This window comes from Nocardia sp. CA-135398, from assembly GCF_050955845.1.
In the GTDB taxonomy this organism is placed as follows: Bacteria; Actinomycetota; Actinomycetes; order Mycobacteriales; family Mycobacteriaceae; genus Nocardia.
Window position 1 is genome coordinate 2,483,428 of record NZ_CP192084.1, and the last position, 17,645, is coordinate 2,501,072.

Consider the following 17,645-nt stretch of genomic DNA (forward strand, 5'->3'; position numbering starts at 1 on the left):
TATGGCGACACTCAGCGATCGGCTGGACCACCTGCTCGGCGTGAAGGCGGCGGAGCCGCTTGTCGATGCGTTCGACATGCATACCGTCGAGGATCTGTTGCGGCACTACCCATTACGCTACGCCACCCAGGGCCAGCCGCTCACCCAGGAGCAGCCGGATGAGGGCGCGCACATCACCGTCATCGGCCGGGTGACGAAAACCGAACTGCGTCCGATGAAGAACCGCAGGGGTCGACTGCTCAAGGTCGCCCTCGACACCGGTTCGGTCGCCCCGATCGATATCACCTTCTTCAATGGCGACAAGGTGAGTTACCTTGTCCGCGAAGGGGTCAGGGCCATGATGTCGGGCACCGTGCACTGGTGGCGCCCGGATCGCTGGAACCTTTCGCATCCCGATTATCTGATCCTGCCGGAGAAGGAAGAGGACTCCATCGAGAACCTCACCTCGGTGCGTGGCGGCGGCGCGCTGCGGGGATTGGCGCAGAGCGCGAAAGGTAAAGGGGGAGTGGATGTCTCGTTCTTCGAACGGGAATACATCCCGGTGTACCCCGCGACCGCGAAGGTGCAGAGCTGGGATCTGCTGGCCTGTGTCCGGCAGGTACTCGACCAACTCGACCCGATCGATGATCCGCTGCCCGGTGACCTGCGCGAAGACCGCGGGCTGATGAAGATCTCCGACGCGCTGCGCCTGATCCACCTGCCCGAACGCAAGTCCGATATCGAACAGGCCAGGGAGCGGTTGCGTTTCGATGAGGCGCTGGCGTTGCAACTGGTTCTCGCCGAACGGCGACACGATGCGGAGGCGCGGGCGGCCCGGCCCTGTCCGCCCCGATCCGACGGTATCGCAGCGGCTTTCGACACCCGCCTGCCCTTCGAACTGACCGAGGGACAGCAAAAGGTGATCGCGGAGATTTCCGACGATCTCGCGCGCACCCATCCGATGCACCGGCTGCTGCAGGGTGAGGTGGGTTCGGGCAAGACCATCGTCGCACTGCACGCCATGCTGCAGGTGGTCGACGCCGGTCAGCAGTGCGCACTGCTCGCACCGACGGAAGTCCTTGCCGCCCAACATTATCGGTCGCTGCGCACGATGCTGGGCGATCTCGGCACCGCCGGTGAACTCGGCGCCGCCGACAATGCGACCAAGGTGGTGTTGGTGACGGGGTCGATGTCGGCGTCGGCGAAGAAGGCCGCACTACTGGATGCGGTGACCGGCGAAGCGGGCATTGTGATCGGCACGCACGCACTCATCCAGGATGCGGTGGAGTTCTTCGATCTCGGCATGGTGATCGTCGACGAACAGCATCGGTTCGGTGTGGAACAGCGGGATGCGTTGCGCGCCAAGGCGAAAGCCGGTGCCAGCCCGCATCTGCTGGTGATGACCGCGACTCCGATTCCGCGCACCATCGCCATGACCACCCTGGGCGATCTGGAGACCTCCACCCTCACTCAGCTGCCCCGCGGTCGCTCGCCGATCGTGTCGAAGGTGGTGCCGCGCAAACAGCATCCGAACTGGGTCGATCGTGCCTGGGAGCGCATTCTCGAGGAGGTCGGCGCCGGGCGGCAGGCCTATGTGGTGTGCTCGCGCATCGGCGACGACGAGGAGAACGGCAAGGGCAAGAAGTCCGGCAAGGGGAAAGCGACGGAGGAGAAGGAGGGCCCGACCACTGCCGCCGCCCTCGAGGTCTTCGACATGCTGCGTACCGGTCCGCTCGCGAGCGTCCGGGTCGGCCTGCTGCACGGCAGGCTACCGACCGATGAAAAAGACCAGGTGATGCGCGCATTCAACGACGGCGACATCGATGTGCTCGTCTGCACCACGGTCGTCGAGGTCGGTGTCGACGTCCCGAATGCGACCGTCATGGTCATCGTGGACGCCGACCGCTTCGGTGTCAGCCAGCTACATCAGTTGCGTGGCCGCATCGGCCGCGGCAAACATCCGGGCCTGTGCCTGCTCATTACCGACGCAGGCCCGACCGGCACCGCCATGGCCCGCCTCGACGCCGTCGCCGCCACCACCGACGGCTTCGAACTCGCCGTACTCGACCTGCGTCAACGCCGCGAAGGCGACGTCCTCGGCGCCGCCCAATCCGGCACCGCCCGCTCCCTGCGCTTGCTGTCCCTACTCGACGACCTCGAAGTCATCACCGCGGCCCAGGACCTCGCCCGCCAACTGGTCGAATCCGACCCAGGCCTGCATCACCATCCAGGCCTAGCCACCATGATGCACGCCGCCGTAGACGCCGAACGCCTCGAATACCTGGCGAAGTCTTGATCGAGAATGCACTGGTGGCGAGGCCTTCTCGACGTTTGCCCGCATCAACGCATGGTGATCAATTGTCCAGCTAACGTAGGGCTCGGGGGTAGGGCAGGTCGGTGCTGATGTGCTCGGTGACGGCGAGGGGGCTGCCGATTTGAGGAAAGGCGCGTTGCGGGCACGAGGGGCGCTCGCAGACCTTGCAGCCCGCGCCGATCGGGACCGCGGCTGCGGGACTGTCGAGTTGTAGACCGTTCGAGTACACCAGCCGGTCGGCGTATTCGATATCGCAGCCAAGGCCGATCGCGAAATCCTTTGTCGCCGTGCCGAATCCGTGTGGTCCGGCCAGCGCGGTGCGGGCGATCCAGAGGTAGCGGCGGCCATCGGGCATCGCCGCCATCTGGGTCAGGACGCGACCAGGATTGGCGAAGGCCTCGTGCACCACCCACAGCGGGCAGCTGCCTCCGACCCGGGAGAAATGGAACGCCGTGGCGGACTGGCGTTTCGAGATATTGCCCGCCCGATCGGTGCGGACGAGGAAGAACGGAACGCCGCGCTGCCCCTGCCGCTGCAGGGTGCTCAACCGATGGCAGATGGTCTCGAAACCGACCTCGAAGCGCAGACTGAGCAGATCGATGTCGTAGCGCAGTTCCTCGGCCGACCGCAGAAAGCGCCCATACGGCAGTACCAGCGCACCAGCGAAGTAATTGGCCAACCCGATGCGCGCCAATGTCTTGGATTCGCCGGTGAGCGACGGCGTTTCGGCCAGTACGGCGTCCAGATCCTTGCCGTACAGCAGAAAACCGAGGGTCGTGGCGATTTGAAATGCGCGCTGCCCGGGCCGCAATCGCCGCGCCAGCGTCAGCGTGCGGCTATCCGAATCGTAATGCCGTTTCGGGATGGACGGATCCGCGCCGTCGCCGCGCACCAGCACGGTGACCCCGGCGCGCTCCTCGGCCACCCTCGCGAGTTGCCGGTCGAGTGACCCGATGCTCAGACCGCACTCCTCGAAGAGCTGTTCGGCCGCATGATCGAGTTGCGCGATGTGATTGTGATGGTCGTAGAAGAAATCCCGCACATCCTCATACGGCATGGGCATGCCGGGTGCGCCAGCAGGAGCGGCTACCCGCGCCGAGAGCAGATCGAGTTGATCGGTCGCCGCGCGCAAGCGCCGATGCATCGCGACGACGATTCGAGACACCTCCGGAAGGCGCGTCGCCAGTTCCTCCACCTCGGTCAGCGGCGCACTGTCACCGCCCGCCGCATCGACGAGCACCTCGTGCAGATCCGAGACCAGCCGGGCATCGGAATCGGCGGCGAAAAATTGCACGTCGAGGTCGAAGGTGGAGTTGAGCTTCAGCAGCACCGGAATGGTCAGCGGTCGCTGGTCGCGCTCGAGCTGGTTGAGGTAGCTGGGCGATAGATCCAGGGATTTCGCCAGTGCCGCCTGGGTCATCCGCCGTTCCTCGCGCAACCGTCTTAGTCGGGCGCCCGCGTACATCTTGCGCACCGCAAGATGGTAGCCCTCGCAATTCGCAATCATCGCAAAATGGGGGATTCTCGCCTGCAGAAATCTGCTGTTGCAAGGCATTTTGCCAAAGATCAATCCTGCGTAGCGTGCGAAGTACGCCAGCTGTCCCGTCTGGAACCGGAGGATGGATGAAAACCCATATCGTACGCGCCCGCGCCGCCGCCGCGGCCTTTCCGCGCACAGAACATCTGGCAACCAGAATTGCCGAGGTCGCCACCGATCCGGTCGAGGTGAGCGCCGAGGTCGGCGCGATGATCGTGAATCGGATCATCGACAATGCCGCCGTCGCGGCGGCCGCACTGGTCCGCCGCCCCGTGACGAATGCGCGGGCGCAGGCACTCGCCCAGCCATATGCGCCGCGGCACGGCCGGTCGGGCGCCGCCGTTTTCGGTTCGCCGCGCCGGGTGTCGCCGGAGTGGGCCGCGTGGGCGAATGGGGTCGCGGTGCGCGAGCTCGACTTTCACGACACCTTCCTCGCCGCCGAGTACTCGCATCCGGGCGACAATATTCCGCCGATCCTCGCCGTCGCCCAGCACACCGGTCGCAGTGGCGCGGCGCTGATCCGCGGCCTGGCCACCGGTTACGAAATCCAGATCGACCTGGCGCGCGGAATCTGCCTACACGAGCACAAGATCGATCACGTCGCGCATCTGGGTCCATCGGTGGCCGCAGGAATCGGCACGCTACTTGCCCTGGATACCGAGACGATCTATCAGGCGATCGGGCAGGCGCTGCACACCACCACCGCCACCCGACAATCTCGCAAGGGCGAGATCTCGAGCTGGAAGGCTTATGCCCCCGCATTCGCCGGGAAGATGGCGGTAGAAGCGGTCGACCGCGCCATGCGCGGTGAGGGTGCGCCCGCACCCATCTGGGAGGGTGCCGACGGTGTCATCGCCTGGCTGCTCGGCGGGCCGGACGCGGAATATCGAGTGCGGTTACCGGGTCCGGGCGAGCAGAAGCGGGCGATCCTCGACAGCTACACCAAAGAGCATTCGGCCGAATATCAGAGCCAAGCACCCATCGATCTCGCGCGCCGAATACGTGCTCGTATCGGCGATCTCGATCAGATCGCCACCATCGTGCTGCACACCAGCCACCACACCCACGTGGTCATCGGCACCGGGTCCGGTGATCCACAGAAATACGATCCGCACGCCAGCCGCGAGACGCTGGACCATTCCGTTCCTTATATATTCGCGGTCGCGCTACAGGACGGCGGCTGGCATCACGAGCGGTCCTACGCGCCCGAGCGCGCACGTCGGGCGGATACCGTCGCACTGTGGCGCAAGATCTCGACGGTCGAGGATCCGGAATGGACGCGCCGCTACCACGCCACCGATCCGAACGAAAAGGCCTTCGGAGCACGGGCGGTCGTGACGCTGAAGAATGGCGAGACGATTGTCGATGAACTCGCCGTGGCGGATGCGCATCCGCTGGGGGCGCGGCCGTTCGCGCGCGAGCAGTACATCGCGAAGTTCCGCACGCTGGCCGAGGACGTGATCGATCCCGCGGAGCAGGACCGTTTTCTCGACGCGGCGCAGCGCACACCGGAGTTGGCACCCGGGGAACTGGATCAGCTGACGTTCACCGTATCGCCCGAGATCATGGGGCGGGCACCGCGCGTGCGCGAGGGGATCTTCTGATGTCGGCCCTATTCTCCGTGCCAGATCAGCGCCTGCGCGGCGATCACATCGGTGCCGTTGAAGGTGACGGCGGGCGATCCGTGCAGCCGATAGCCCTGATCGAGCAGGCCGCTGATCCGCTCGCAGAAGGTGGCGTCGTCGACGCCGGTGATCAGCCGATAGCGCAGGGGAAGATCTTCGGTCATGTACCCAGCCTAGGACGGTCGCGATGACCGGATTGCTGACCGCCGCCACGAGCGCGGCCGATAAGCGTGTGGCACTGCGGGCCGGGTTGGTCTCCGGACAAATCCAGCGCTGGCCGGGAGCATTCAATCCATTGGTGGCCACGCTGATTCAGGAACTCGGCTTCGAGGGCGTCTATGTCTCCGGCGCGGTGGTATCGGCCGAACTCGCCCTACCGGATATCGGCCTGACCACGCTCACCGAGGTGACCGCGCGCGGACAACAGATCGCGCGGGTGACCGATCTACCGGTGCTGATCGATGCCGATACCGGCTTCGGCGAGCCGATGAATGCGGCGCGCACGGTGAGCCTCCTGGAGGATGCCGGGCTGGCGGGCTGCCATATCGAGGATCAGGTGAATCCCAAGCGCTGTGGTCATCTCGACGGCAAGACCGTGGTCCCGGTCGACGAGATGGTGCGGCGTGTGCGTGCCGCGGTCTCGGCCCGACGGGACCCGAACTTCGTCGTCTGTGCGCGAACCGATGCGCGCGGGACGGAGGGTCTGGATGCGGCGATCGATCGAGCCAAGGCCTACGCCGACGCGGGGGCCGACCTCATCTTCACCGAGGCACTGGCCGATACCTTCGAATTCGCGAAGTTCCGTGCGGCAGTCGATATTCCGCTGCTCGCGAACATGACCGAGTTCGGCAAGTCGGAGTTGTTGTCGGCTTCGACGCTGGCGGATCTCGGCTACAACGCCGTCATCTACCCGGTGACAACGCTGCGCTTGGCGATGTTCGCGGTCGAGCGCGGCCTGCGTGAAATCGCCGCCACCGGAACGCAATCCGCGCTCATCGGGCAGATGCAGCACCGGGTGCGGCTCTACGAATTGCTCGACTATCAGCAGTACAACGACTTCGATTCCGGAATCTTCGATTTCACCGTGAGCGAGTAAACGATGACTGAGATCAAGAAGGGTTTGGCCGGTGTGGTGGTCGATACCACCAGCATCTCCAAGGTTGTGCCCGAGACGAATTCGCTGACCTATCGCGGCTATGCCGTGCAGGATCTGGCGCGGCACTGCGGCTTCGAGGAGGTCGCCTATCTGCTGTGGTACGGCGAACTTCCCGACGTCGCGCAACTCCAACTGCTGTGTCAACGTGAACGCGCACAGCGGCGCATCGATCGGTCGATACTGTCGCTCATCGAGAAGATGCCGCAAACCTGTCATCCGATGGATGTGGTCCGGACCGTGGTCAGCTATCTCGGTGCGGAGGATGCGGAACTCGATGCCGCACAGGGTGATCGGGCATTGTTGGCGAAGGCGCTGCGGCTGACGGCGGTGCTGCCCACGGTGATAGCCGCTGACATGCGCCGCCGCCGTGGACTGGAACCTATTGCGCCACACTCACATCTGGGCTTCGCCGAGAACTTTCTCAACATGTGTTTCGGCAAGGTGCCGGATCCACGTATCGTGCGTGCCTTCGAAATCTCGTTGGTCCTGTACGCGGAGCACGGTTTCAACGCATCCACCTTTGCCGCGCGGGTGGTCACCTCGACACGATCGGATATGTACAGCGCGATCACCGCCGCGATCGGCGCACTCAAGGGTCCGCTGCACGGCGGCGCCAATGAGGCCGTCATGCGCACCATGCTGGAGATCGGTGAGCCCGAACTGGCCGCGGAGTGGTTGCGCGCCAAGCTATCCGGCAAACAGAAGGTGATGGGTTTCGGGCATCGCGTGTACAAGAGCGGCGACTCGCGGGTGCCGATTATGCGGGCGGCCCTTGACCAAGTCGCGGAGGTGACCGCCGGTGAGCGCTGGTTGCGCATGTACACCGCATTGGAGCAGGCGATGGCCGAGGCCACCGGGATAGAACCCAACCTCGACTTCCCCGCTGGACCCACCTACTACCTGATGGGCTTCGACATCGAGATGTTCACGCCGATCTTCGTACTGAGCCGCATCACCGGCTGGACCGCTCACATCATCGAGCAGGCCGCGGCCAATGCCCTGATCCGTCCGCTGTCCGAGTACGTCGGGGTGCCGCAGCGCGAACTGCTGGTCTCGGGCTGATCCTGGCGCAACCAAGCGATTGTTTGGTGTAATCGGTGCGATCGAATCGACCGATGTGCCCCGATCGCATCGGCACAAGGAAGCGAGCGAACCGAATGCCGAGCCCCGACGAAATCGTTACCGCCATGTGCCGCAGCTGGGCCGATCCCGACCCGGATCGGATCAGCGCCTTCTTCGCCGAAGACGCCGTCTACCACAATATTCCGATGGAACCCATCCACGGCCGCGCCGCCATCCGCGAATTCATCGCCGGTTTCCTCAGCACCTTCGAATCCATTGAATTCGACGTCCACCACCAGGTCGCGGCCGGGAATATCGTCATGAACGAACGCACCGATATCCTGCGCGGCCTCGGCAAGGACACACCGCTGCCGGTAGTCGGTGTCTTCGAGGTCGCCGACGGCGCCATCACGGCCTGGCGCGACTACTTCGATATGGCCGCCATCAATCGCGCCTTCGGAACCGAGCCCGCGGCCGAATAAAGGGAGGAAACGGCGGAACCGAATCGGTCGCCCCTGCGTCGAATAGGGCATCGGGGGTGATATCTGATGGCGACGTATGAGGAGGGGTTACGCATGGATCGTTGCTCGGGATGTCATACGGCCTGGCGGCGGGGATTGAGTGCACGGTCGCGGCCGATGGTTCGCAACGGTGAGAATTGTGAGAGGTACACTCCGCGTCGTCGGGTCCGGCCGTTCCCCGGGGCCGAATCTCATTGACAGGTAGCCCGATAGCGCGGTGTCCGCACCGCGCTATCGGGGCTGCACGGTCGTGTGCGGATGTGGTAGATCGCGAGGTCGGGGTGTTCGCGTAGGACGACGAGGCCGCAGTCGATCTCGGCGGGACACTGGTGGGCCAACAGCAGGGCGGGCAGAACCCAACGAGCGGGCTCGCCCTCCCGTTTCGAGAGGGCGAGCGCACTATCCGGCTAGCGCACCGCGGCCGCGGCTGCGACGAGATTGCGCAATGATGCCTCCACCTCGATTGGACCCCGTGTCTTCAATCCGCAATCCGGATTGACCCAAAGCCGTTCGGCGGGAACGGCTTTCAGTGCGGCGCGCAAGGATGCCGTGATCTCCTCCACACTCGGCACCCGGGGTGAGTGGATGTCGTAGACGCCCGGTCCGACGCCGAGATCGAAGCCCGCGGCATTCAAATCGTCGAGCACCTCCATATGCGAGCGTGCCGCCTCGATCGACGTCACATCGGCATCCAATCCGGCGATCGCATCGATGACCTCACCGAATTCCGAATAGCAGAGATGGGTATGGATTTGGGTGGCATCCGAGACCCCGGAGGTCGCCAACCGGAACGCACCGACCGACCACTCCAGGTACTCGCCATGATCGGCCGCACGCAGCGGCAGCAGTTCCCGCAGCGCGGGCTCGTCGACCTGGATGATCCGAATGCCCGCGGCCTGGAGATCGACGGTCTCGTCCCGGATCGCCAGCGCCACTTGACGTGCCGAATCCGCCAACGGCTGGTCATCGCGTACGAACGACCAGGCCAGAATCGTCACCGGGCCGGTCAGCATGCCCTTGACGGGCTTATCGGTCAACGATTGCGCGTAGCCGATCCAATCCACGGTCATCGGTGCGGGCCGCGCCACATCGCCGAACAGAATCGGCGGCCGCACGCAACGGGTGCCGTAGGACTGCACCCAGCCCGCCTCGGTGGCGGCGAATCCGTCGAGTTGCTCGGCGAAGTACTGCACCATGTCATTGCGCTCCGGCTCGCCGTGCACCAGCACGTCCAGTCCCAGTTCCTCTTGTAGCGCAATGACATCCGCGATTTCGGACCGCATCCGTCGCACGTACTCGGTCTGATCGATCTCACCCTTGCGCAATGCCGCACGCGCCAGGCGGATTGCGGAGGTCTGCGGGTACGAACCGATCGTCGTCGTCGGTAGTGATGGCAGCCGCAGTCGCTCGGCTTGCAATGCACGTCGCTCTTCGGCGGGAGCGCGTCGAGTTGCATCCGCACCAAGCGCGGCCAGCCGGGCCCGAACCTGCGGATTGTCCAGCCGAGGATCGGTGCGCCTGGTGGCGAGAGCCGCACGGACCGTAGCCAATTCGTCGTCGATCGCCTCGGGTCCCGCACTCAGTCCGGTCGCGAGCAGCCGGACCTCGGCGACCTTCTCCGCGCCGAATGCCAGCCACGAACGCAACTGCGCGTCGAGGCCGGTTTCGCTCGCCAAGGTGTAAGGCACATGCAGCAGTGAGCAGGAACTCGACACCGCAACGGATTTCGCGCACTCCAGCACCGTGCCGAGCGTCGCCAAAGCCTTATCCAGGTCGGTCCGCCAAACATTTCGACCGTCCACCACACCCGCAACCAGCAGCTTGTTCGTCAACGCCGGCACACCGGAGAGATCGGCAACAGCCGTGAAATCCAGTGCGATGCCTTCGATTTCGGTCTCGACCAAGGCGCTCAGTGCAGCACCCGGCCTGCCGAAGTAGGTGGCAACGAGCAGCGCAGGACGATCCGTCGCGCAGGACAGCTCGGCATAGGTGCGCCGCACGAGTTCGACCTCATCAGCGGTCAGATCGGTGACCAGGACGGGCTCGTCGAGCTGTATCCACTCCGCGCCCGCCACGGCGAGCAGCCGCAACAGCTCCCGATAGAGCGGCACCAACTCCTCCAGGCGATCCAGCGTCGCACCGCCGGTCGTCTTCGCCAGCTTCAGGAAGGTGATGGGGCCGACCACCACCGGTCGCGCGGGCACCCCGAGTGCCAGCGCCTCCCGCAGCTCATCCAACACCTTCGATGGATGCAGCGAGAACACCGTCTCCGGACCGATTTCCGGCACCAGATAGTGGTAGTTGGTATCGAACCACTTGGTCATCTCCAGCGGTTCGACCGTATCGGTGCCGCGTGCCGCCGCGAAATAGCGATCCAGCGGATCGGCGATACCGGCCACCCGGGGCGGCAGCGCGCCGAGCAGCACGGCGGTATCGAGCACCTGGTCGTAGTAGGAGAACGTGCCGACAGGGATGGAATCCAGTCCGGCGCTGTGTAATTCGGTCAGCTGGTCGCGCCGCAAATCGCGGGCGATCGCGTGCAGTTGCTCCGCGTCGATGCGTCCGGCCCAGTAGGACTCGGTGGCGCGCTTGAGCTCACGGTGCGGCCCCACCCGCGGGAGACCGAGAACCGTCGCGGTGAACGGGTTATGCGTAACAGTCACGAATTTCTCCAGTGCTGAGATCGAAGACCAACGCCCTACGAGCTAGCGGAGACCGAGTGACGTGCCGGAGCACCGACGGAGCCCGACAATCACACCAGAGGTCCGCGCGCCCAATCCACGAGGCGGTGGCCGCCGGATACGGCGTATCCGACACGGCTGGCAGGTCTTCGGACTTGCGGGCACGGGCCTTCTGGCCGACCCCATATGGGGCTCACCTACTGGCCGTCGCTTCCCGGGTCGACATTTCGAGCGACCTGCGATCAATCGCTACGGCCTACCCAGTGCTGATGACGGCGGTCGTTCCCTGCATACCGCTGCGGGACAGTCCCGGATTCTCACCGGGTTCCCTCTCATCCGCGCACCGGTCGAACCGATCCGCGAACTCGACTCCGTACGCGACGTCGGGGCTCCATCTCGTCTACGCACGGCGAACCAGCTGCGTCAACCAGCATAGTCGGTAGCGCCACTCGATTTCCCGACGTTGCGCCAGCCAACACCCGGCGCTGCGTCAGCCAACACACAGTTATGTGTCAGCGGTATGAACAGAACTTCGCAAGCCTGCTAGGACCGGTTGTGAAGATTTCTGCAAAAGTGACTTCCCTGTCAGGCCACGATTCCGGGCCGGGTACCTTAGTTCAATGTTCTCGAAAGTCTTGGTTGCCAACCGTGGTGAGATCGCCATCCGCGCCTTCCGCGCGGCCTACGAACTCGGCATCGGGACGGTCGCCGTCTTCCCATACGAGGACCGCAACTCGGTGCACCGGTTGAAGGCCGCGGAGTCCTATCAGATCGGCGAGCAGGGGCACCCGGTTCGTGCGTACCTGTCGATCGAGGCGATCATCGCCGCGGCCAAGTCCGCGGGTGCTGATGCCATTTACCCTGGTTACGGCTTCCTGTCGGAGAACCCGGACCTCGCGGCGGCGTGTGCGCGTGCGGGCATCACCTTCATCGGTCCGTCGGCCGAAGTGCTCGAACTCGCTGGTAACAAGGCCCGCGCGATCGAGGCGGCGCGGGCGGCGGGTCTGCCGGTGCTGAAGTCCAGCGCGCCGTCGGCCGATGTGGACGAACTGCTGGCCGCATCCGAGGACCTGGACTATCCGATCTTCGTGAAGGCCGTCGCGGGCGGTGGTGGGCGCGGTATGCGCCGGGTCGCCGATCCGGCGCAGCTGCGCGAATCGATCGAGGCCGCGTCGCGTGAGGCGGAGTCGGCCTTCGGTGATCCGACCGTGTTCCTGGAACAGGCCGTGGTGAACCCGCGCCACATCGAGGTGCAGATCCTGGCCGACCAGCACGGCAATGTCATGCACCTGTTCGAGCGTGACTGTTCGGTGCAGCGCCGCCACCAGAAGGTGATCGAGCTCGCGCCCGCCCCGAATCTGGATCCCGCACTGCGCGAACGCATCTGCAATGACGCCGTGGCCTTCGCCCGCCAGATCGGTTACAGCTGCGCGGGTACCGTCGAATTCCTGCTCGACGAGCGCGGCAACCACGTCTTCATCGAGATGAACCCGCGCATCCAGGTCGAGCACACGGTGACCGAGGAGATCACCGATGTCGATCTGGTGCAGTCCCAGCTGCGTATCGCGGCGGGGGAGACCCTCGAACAGCTCGGCCTGAGCCAGGACAAGGTGACCATTCGCGGTGCTGCCCTGCAGTGCCGGATCACCACCGAGGATCCGGCCAACGGCTTCCGCCCCGACACCGGCCGCATCACCGCCTACCGCACCCCCGGCGGTGCGGGCATCCGCCTCGACGGCGGCGCGAACCTGGGCGCGGAGATCGGCGCCTACTTCGACTCGATGCTGGTCAAGCTCACCTGCCGTGGCCGCGACTTTCCCGCCGCGGTGGCCCGCGCCAGCCGCGCACTCGCGGAATTCCGCATCCGCGGCGTCACCACCAATATCGGGTTCCTGCTCGCGGTGCTCGACGATCCGGACTTCAAGGCCGGCCGGGTCACCACCTCGTTCATCGATGAGCGTCCGCAGCTGCTGACCCTGCGCGGTTCGGCCGACCGCGGTACCAAGATCCTGAACTACCTCGCCGATATCACCGTGAACAAACCGCACGGCGAGCGCCCGACCACGGTGTACCCGCACGACAAACTGCCCGCCATCGATCTGAGCGTGCCGCCGCCGGACGGTTCCCGTCAGCGACTGCTGCGGCTGGGCCCGGAGGGTTTCGCGCAGGCGCTGCGTAAGCAGAAGGCCGTCGGCGTCACCGACACCACCTTCCGTGACGCGCACCAGTCGCTGCTGGCCACCCGCGTGCGTACCAATGGTCTGCTCGGCGTCGCCGGACATGTCGCGCGTCTGACACCGGAACTGCTGTCCATCGAGGCATGGGGCGGCGCGACTTACGATGTGGCGCTGCGCTTCCTGTTCGAGGATCCGTGGGAGCGGTTGGCCGCACTGCGCGAGGCGGTGCCGAATATCTGCCTGCAGATGCTGCTGCGCGGACGGAACACCGTCGGCTACACGCCGTACCCGGAGCAGGTGACGCGCGCGTTCGTGCAGGAGGCGACCGACACCGGAATCGATATCTTCCGCATCTTCGACGCCCTCAACAATGTCGACCAGATGCGCCCGGCCATCGATGCGGTGCGCGAAACCGGTACGGCCATCGCGGAAGTCGCGATGAGCTACACCGGCGACCTGTCCAACCCGGATGAAAACCTCTACACCCTCGACTACTACCTCAAGCTCGCCGAGCAGATCGTCGACGCGGGCGCGCACGTGCTGGCCATCAAGGATATGGCGGGCCTGCTGCGCGCTCCGGCCGCCGCGACCCTGGTCTCCGCGCTGCGCAGCAACTTCGACCTGCCGGTGCATGTGCACACCCACGACACCCCGGGCGGTCAGCTCGCCACCTACCTCGCCGCCTGGCAGGCCGGTGCCGACGCGGTCGACGGCGCGAGTGCCGCCATGGCCGGAACCACCTCGCAGCCAGCGCTTTCCGCGATTGTCGCGGCTGCCGCGCACAGCGAATTCGACACCGGTCTGAACCTGCAGAACGTGTGCGATCTGGAGCCGTACTGGGAGGCGCTGCGAAAGGTGTACGCGCCCTTCGAATCCGGGCTGCCCGCGCCGACCGGCCGGGTGTACACCCACGAAATCCCGGGCGGACAGCTGTCGAACCTGCGTCAGCAGGCCATCGCACTCGGTCTCGGTGACCGTTTCGAAGAGGTCGAGGCGAAATACGCTGCGGCGGACCGGCTGCTGGGTCGACTGGTCAAGGTCACCCCGTCCTCGAAGGTGGTCGGCGACCTCGCGCTCGCACTGGTCGGCACCGGCGTCGATATCGAAAGCTTCGCCGCCGATCCGGGTCGCTACGACATTCCGGATTCGGTAATCGGTTTCCTCCGAGGTGAACTCGGCAATCCGGCGGGCGGCTGGCCCGAACCGTTCCGCAGCCGTGCCCTGGCCGGACGCGGCCCGGCCAAGCCGGAGACACCGCTGACCCCGGCCGACCAGGCCGGACTCGCCGGTTCCTCCGAACTGCGCCGCGCCACGCTCAACCGCCTGCTCTTCCCCGGTCCCACCGCCGAATTCCTCGCACACCGGGAAAAGTACGGCGACACCATGGGCCTGTCGGCCAACCAGTTCTTCTACGGCCTGCGCCGCGGCGACGAACACCGAGTGCAACTGGAGAAGGGCGTCACCCTGCTCATCGGACTGGAGGCCATCTCCGACCCCGATGAGCGCGGTATGCGCACGGTCATGTGCATCATGAATGGCCAACTGCGCCCGGTCGCCGTGCGCGACCGCTCCATCGCCAGCGATATCCCCGTCGCCGAGAAGGCCGATAAGAACAACGCGGGCCATATCGCCGCCCCGTTCGCCGGTGTGGTGACACTGGCTGTGTCCGAAGGCGATTCGATCGCGGCGGGCGATATCGTCGGCACCATCGAGGCGATGAAGATGGAGGCCGCGATCACCGCGCCGCGCGCTGGCATCGTCGGCCGGGTCGCGATCGGCAAGGTGCAGCAGGTCGAGGGCGGTGACCTGCTGGTCGAACTCACGGTGCGCGAGTCCGCGGCCGAATGACCCGGATCGTCGCGGGTACCGCGGGCGGGCGGCGGCTACGCGTCCCGCCCGCGGGTACCCGCCCCACCTCCGATCGGGTGCGTGAGGCCCTTTTCAGCGCCCTCGACGCCCGCATTGATTTCGAGGGCGTCCGTGTCCTCGACCTCTACGCCGGATCCGGCGCACTTGGCCTGGAGGCACTCTCCCGCGGCGCCACCCACGCCCTCCTCATCGAATCCGACCGCAAGGCCGCCGCCATCGTGCGCGGCAATATCGCCGACCTCGGCCTGCCGGGTGCCGAACTCCGCATCGGCTCGGTCGCCAATGTCCTCGCGGGCGGCGGCGCAGGCGAATACGACGTCGTCTTCTCCGACCCGCCCTACGACATCGACACCACAACAGTCACCGCCGACCTACGCGCCCTCGCCGAACACAGCTGGCTGGCACCAGATGCCCTCGTCGTAGTCGAGCGCTCCATCCGCTCACCCGAGATCACCTGGCCCACAGGCTATATCCCAGCGAAGCCGCGCAAATACGGCGAAACCCGAATCGAACTAGCCGAATTCGCCCCGGAGTACCTCCGCAGCCTTGGCATTCGTAGTGACGATCCGGCCTCCTGATACCGTCTGTCCATGGCAGGAGCGTTGTGCCCGGGCTCGTTCGACCCGGTGACCAATGGACATATCGATGTCTTCGCGCGGGCCGCGGCTCAGTTCGACGAGGTCGTGGTGACGGTCATGATCAATCCCAAGAAGCAGGGCATGTTCAGCGTGGAGGAGCGCATGGAGATGCTGCGCGAGGCGACCGCCGACCTGCCGAATGTACGGGTGGAGTCCTGGCAGGGGCTGCTGGTGGATTTCGCCAAGCAGGAGGGGATCGGCGCGATCGTCAAGGGGCTGCGCGATGCCACCGATTTCGGTTACGAACTGCAGATGGCACAGATGAACAAGAAGCTCAGCGGCGTCGATACCTTCTTCATCGCCACCAACCCGGCGTTCAGCTTCCTGTCCAGCTCGCTGGTCAAGGAAGTCGCGGCCTACGGCGGCGATGTCACCGACATGCTCCCGCCCGCCGTCCACAAGCGCCTGCTCGATCGCCTCGCCGAACGCAAAGGCTGAACCCCCCCAACGAAATCCGCCCCGGTTCCGAAGAACCGGGGCGGATTCGCATGGGCTGCTGAAATCAGAAGACCAACCCGCGCAGGGCGAGGAAGCGCATACCGCCCACCGCGGCGGTGATGGCCAGCACGGCCGTGGCCTGGAACGCACCGCCCATGCCGGGGGCCCACACCTCGAGCGCGGCCAGTGCGGCGGTGGTGATGCCGAGTCCGACCATCGCGAGGCCGCCGCCCTCCCACTGTGCGGTGAACCAGCCGACCCGACCCGCCGCGTGGAAGGTGAGTTGACGGTGCATTTCATTGGCGATCACGGTGCTCACGATCGAGCCCGCGATATTGGCGACCAGGGGGCCGACGCCGTGCATCGCGAAGAACAGCAGGACGTAGGCGACATTGCTGGAACCGCCGACCAGGGCGAAGCGGATCAGCTGAGCCAGCGCCCGGTCGCCGCGCAGATACTGCATCAACTGGCCGAATCGAGCCGCTGTCGGCGACAGCACCGGGTACGGCCCCACCCACGGCGTGTACAGGCTGCTTGTCGGCAGAACCGCCGTCCGCGGTAGTTCCAGTACGGTCATTGTCTTTCCGATCCCACACGAGCCTTCGGTACGGACAATCGCGATGGTCATCGCAATCCGCCCGGTCGGCCTCCTCTATCCCCACAGTCCCGGTCAGGGCCTGCGATTCGCTTAAGAAGATCTTGTTTCGACCCTCCTGGATAAATGTAACACCAAGTGGAGGCGAATCCTCCACTTGTTTTTGTGGCGTACGAGACACCTACACGACACACCGGTGGATGACTCGGCACGAGCCGTGACGAGGGGCACACTGGGCCTCGGTGGAAAGTTTCGCCGTAGGTCTGCAGGAGAGTGGGGTAGGAGCATGTATCGCGTATTCGAAGCTCTCGACGAGCTCGTCGCCATCGTCGAAGAAGCGCGCGGCATCCCGCCGACCCGCAGCTGCATCGTGCCGCGCGGTGATGTGCTCGAACTACTCGACGACGTGCGCGATGCACTGCCCGGCGAACTCGACGACGCCCAGGATGTGCTCGATCATCGCGACAAGATCGTCTCCGACGCCAGGGCCGCCGCCGAGACGACCGTGACCACCGCCAACGCCCAGGCGGACCAGACCATCGGATCGGCCCGCGAGGAAGCCGACCGCATTCTCGCCGACGCCAAGGCGCACGCCGACCGCATGGTCGCCGAGGCCAGCGCGCATGCCGACCATCTGGTGAATACCGCACAGGCCGAGGCCGACCGGATCGTCGCCGACGGCAATGCCGAATTCGAGGCCGTCACCGGCCGGGCCCGTATCGAATCCGAGCGGATGATCGAAGCGGGCAAGGCCTCCTATGACCGTTCGGTCGCCGAAGGCGAGGTCGAGCGCGATCGCTTGGTCGAACAAACCGAAGTGGTGCGTGCCGCACATGCCGAATCGGCCAGGTTGATCGACCGCGCGAACGAAGAGGCCGACCGGATGCGCGACGAATGCGACCACTACGTCGACAGCAGGCTCGCCGACTTCGAGGAGACTCTCAACTCCACCCTGCGGACGGTGCGCGGCGGACGTCACCAACTGCGCTCCGGTGCGGGTGCTCCGGATTACGCGGCGGACTATCGCCGCTGACGGTTTGGGTCCCCGCCATG

13 protein-coding genes and 1 riboswitch are annotated in these 17,645 nt (G+C 65.5%); of the genes, 9 read left to right on the forward strand and 4 right to left on the reverse strand.

The window, feature by feature from the left end; translation table 11 throughout:
* The first annotated feature begins 1 nt into the window (after position 1).
* Positions 2-2,275 (forward strand): ATP-dependent DNA helicase RecG, encoded by a 2,274-nt coding sequence (gene recG / locus ACQP1T_RS10995; RefSeq protein ID WP_433759833.1) that lies wholly within the window; start codon positions 2-4, stop codon positions 2,273-2,275.
* Between the two features lie 70 nt (positions 2,276-2,345).
* On the opposite strand, the gene ACQP1T_RS11000 is transcribed toward recG, so the two are convergent.
* Positions 2,346-3,767, reverse strand: a complete 1,422-nt coding sequence (locus ACQP1T_RS11000) for a short-chain fatty acyl-CoA regulator family protein (protein ID WP_433759834.1) — start codon at positions 3,765-3,767, stop codon at positions 2,346-2,348.
* A 149-nt stretch (positions 3,768-3,916) separates the two neighbouring features.
* Here ACQP1T_RS11000 and ACQP1T_RS11005 point away from each other — a divergent pair, with 149 nt between their 5' ends.
* Positions 3,917-5,434, forward strand: coding sequence for an MmgE/PrpD family protein (locus ACQP1T_RS11005; protein ID WP_433759835.1), 1,518 nt, complete (start codon positions 3,917-3,919; stop codon positions 5,432-5,434).
* Between the two features lie 8 nt (positions 5,435-5,442).
* Here ACQP1T_RS11005 and ACQP1T_RS11010 read toward each other — a convergent pair whose 3' ends face one another.
* Positions 5,443-5,619, reverse strand: coding sequence for a DUF1737 domain-containing protein (locus tag ACQP1T_RS11010; protein ID WP_433759836.1), 177 nt, complete (start codon positions 5,617-5,619; stop codon positions 5,443-5,445).
* A gap of 23 nt (positions 5,620-5,642) precedes the next feature.
* Here ACQP1T_RS11010 and prpB point away from each other — a divergent pair, with 23 nt between their 5' ends.
* The 3 genes from prpB to ACQP1T_RS11025 all read left to right on the forward strand — a co-directional run bounded on the left by prpB (position 5,643) and on the right by ACQP1T_RS11025 (position 8,155).
* Positions 5,643-6,551: a methylisocitrate lyase gene (gene prpB, locus ACQP1T_RS11015; RefSeq protein ID WP_433759837.1), complete on the forward strand. Its 909-nt coding sequence runs from the start codon at positions 5,643-5,645 to the stop codon at positions 6,549-6,551.
* Positions 6,552-6,554: 3 nt separating this feature from the next.
* A complete protein-coding gene (locus ACQP1T_RS11020; RefSeq protein ID WP_433759838.1) occupies positions 6,555-7,673 on the forward strand; it encodes a bifunctional 2-methylcitrate synthase/citrate synthase in 1,119 nt (372 codons plus the stop codon).
* 95 nt (positions 7,674-7,768) lie between these two features.
* Positions 7,769-8,155 (forward strand): nuclear transport factor 2 family protein, encoded by a 387-nt coding sequence (locus ACQP1T_RS11025; protein WP_433759839.1) that lies wholly within the window; start codon positions 7,769-7,771, stop codon positions 8,153-8,155.
* Positions 8,156-8,601: 446 nt separating this feature from the next.
* Here ACQP1T_RS11025 and metE read toward each other — a convergent pair whose 3' ends face one another.
* Positions 8,602-10,857 (reverse strand): 5-methyltetrahydropteroyltriglutamate--homocysteine S-methyltransferase, encoded by a 2,256-nt coding sequence (metE, locus tag ACQP1T_RS11030; protein WP_433759840.1) that lies wholly within the window; start codon positions 10,855-10,857, stop codon positions 8,602-8,604.
* A gap of 141 nt (positions 10,858-10,998) precedes the next feature.
* A riboswitch (cobalamin riboswitch) is annotated at positions 10,999-11,238 on the reverse strand.
* A 257-nt stretch (positions 11,239-11,495) separates the two neighbouring features.
* Between metE and ACQP1T_RS11035 the strand changes: the two genes are divergently transcribed.
* From ACQP1T_RS11035 to coaD, 3 genes are read left to right on the forward strand one after another with little or no spacing between them, the layout of a single operon-like run.
* Entirely contained in the window at positions 11,496-14,900 is a 3,405-nt protein-coding gene (locus ACQP1T_RS11035) for a pyruvate carboxylase (protein WP_433759841.1), read from the forward strand.
* Complete coding sequence (rsmD, locus tag ACQP1T_RS11040) at positions 14,897-15,499, forward strand: 16S rRNA (guanine(966)-N(2))-methyltransferase RsmD (protein WP_433759842.1); 603 nt, start codon at positions 14,897-14,899, stop codon at positions 15,497-15,499. The genes ACQP1T_RS11035 and rsmD overlap by 4 nt, the downstream gene beginning before the upstream one ends.
* Before the next feature lie 12 nt (positions 15,500-15,511).
* The gene (gene coaD, locus ACQP1T_RS11045; RefSeq protein ID WP_433759843.1) at positions 15,512-15,997 is read left to right on the forward strand and encodes a pantetheine-phosphate adenylyltransferase; all 486 of its coding nucleotides are present in this window, start codon (positions 15,512-15,514) and stop codon (positions 15,995-15,997) included.
* 64 nt (positions 15,998-16,061) lie between these two features.
* On the opposite strand, the gene ACQP1T_RS11050 is transcribed toward coaD, so the two are convergent.
* Positions 16,062-16,574 (reverse strand): GtrA family protein, encoded by a 513-nt coding sequence (locus ACQP1T_RS11050; protein ID WP_433759844.1) that lies wholly within the window; start codon positions 16,572-16,574, stop codon positions 16,062-16,064.
* 304 nt (positions 16,575-16,878) lie between these two features.
* On the opposite strand from ACQP1T_RS11050, the gene ACQP1T_RS11055 reads away from it, so the two are divergent.
* On the forward strand, positions 16,879-17,625 hold the full coding sequence (locus ACQP1T_RS11055) for a DivIVA domain-containing protein (protein ID WP_433759845.1): 747 nt from the start codon (positions 16,879-16,881) through the stop codon (positions 17,623-17,625).
* The last annotated feature ends 20 nt before the right edge of the window (positions 17,626-17,645 follow it).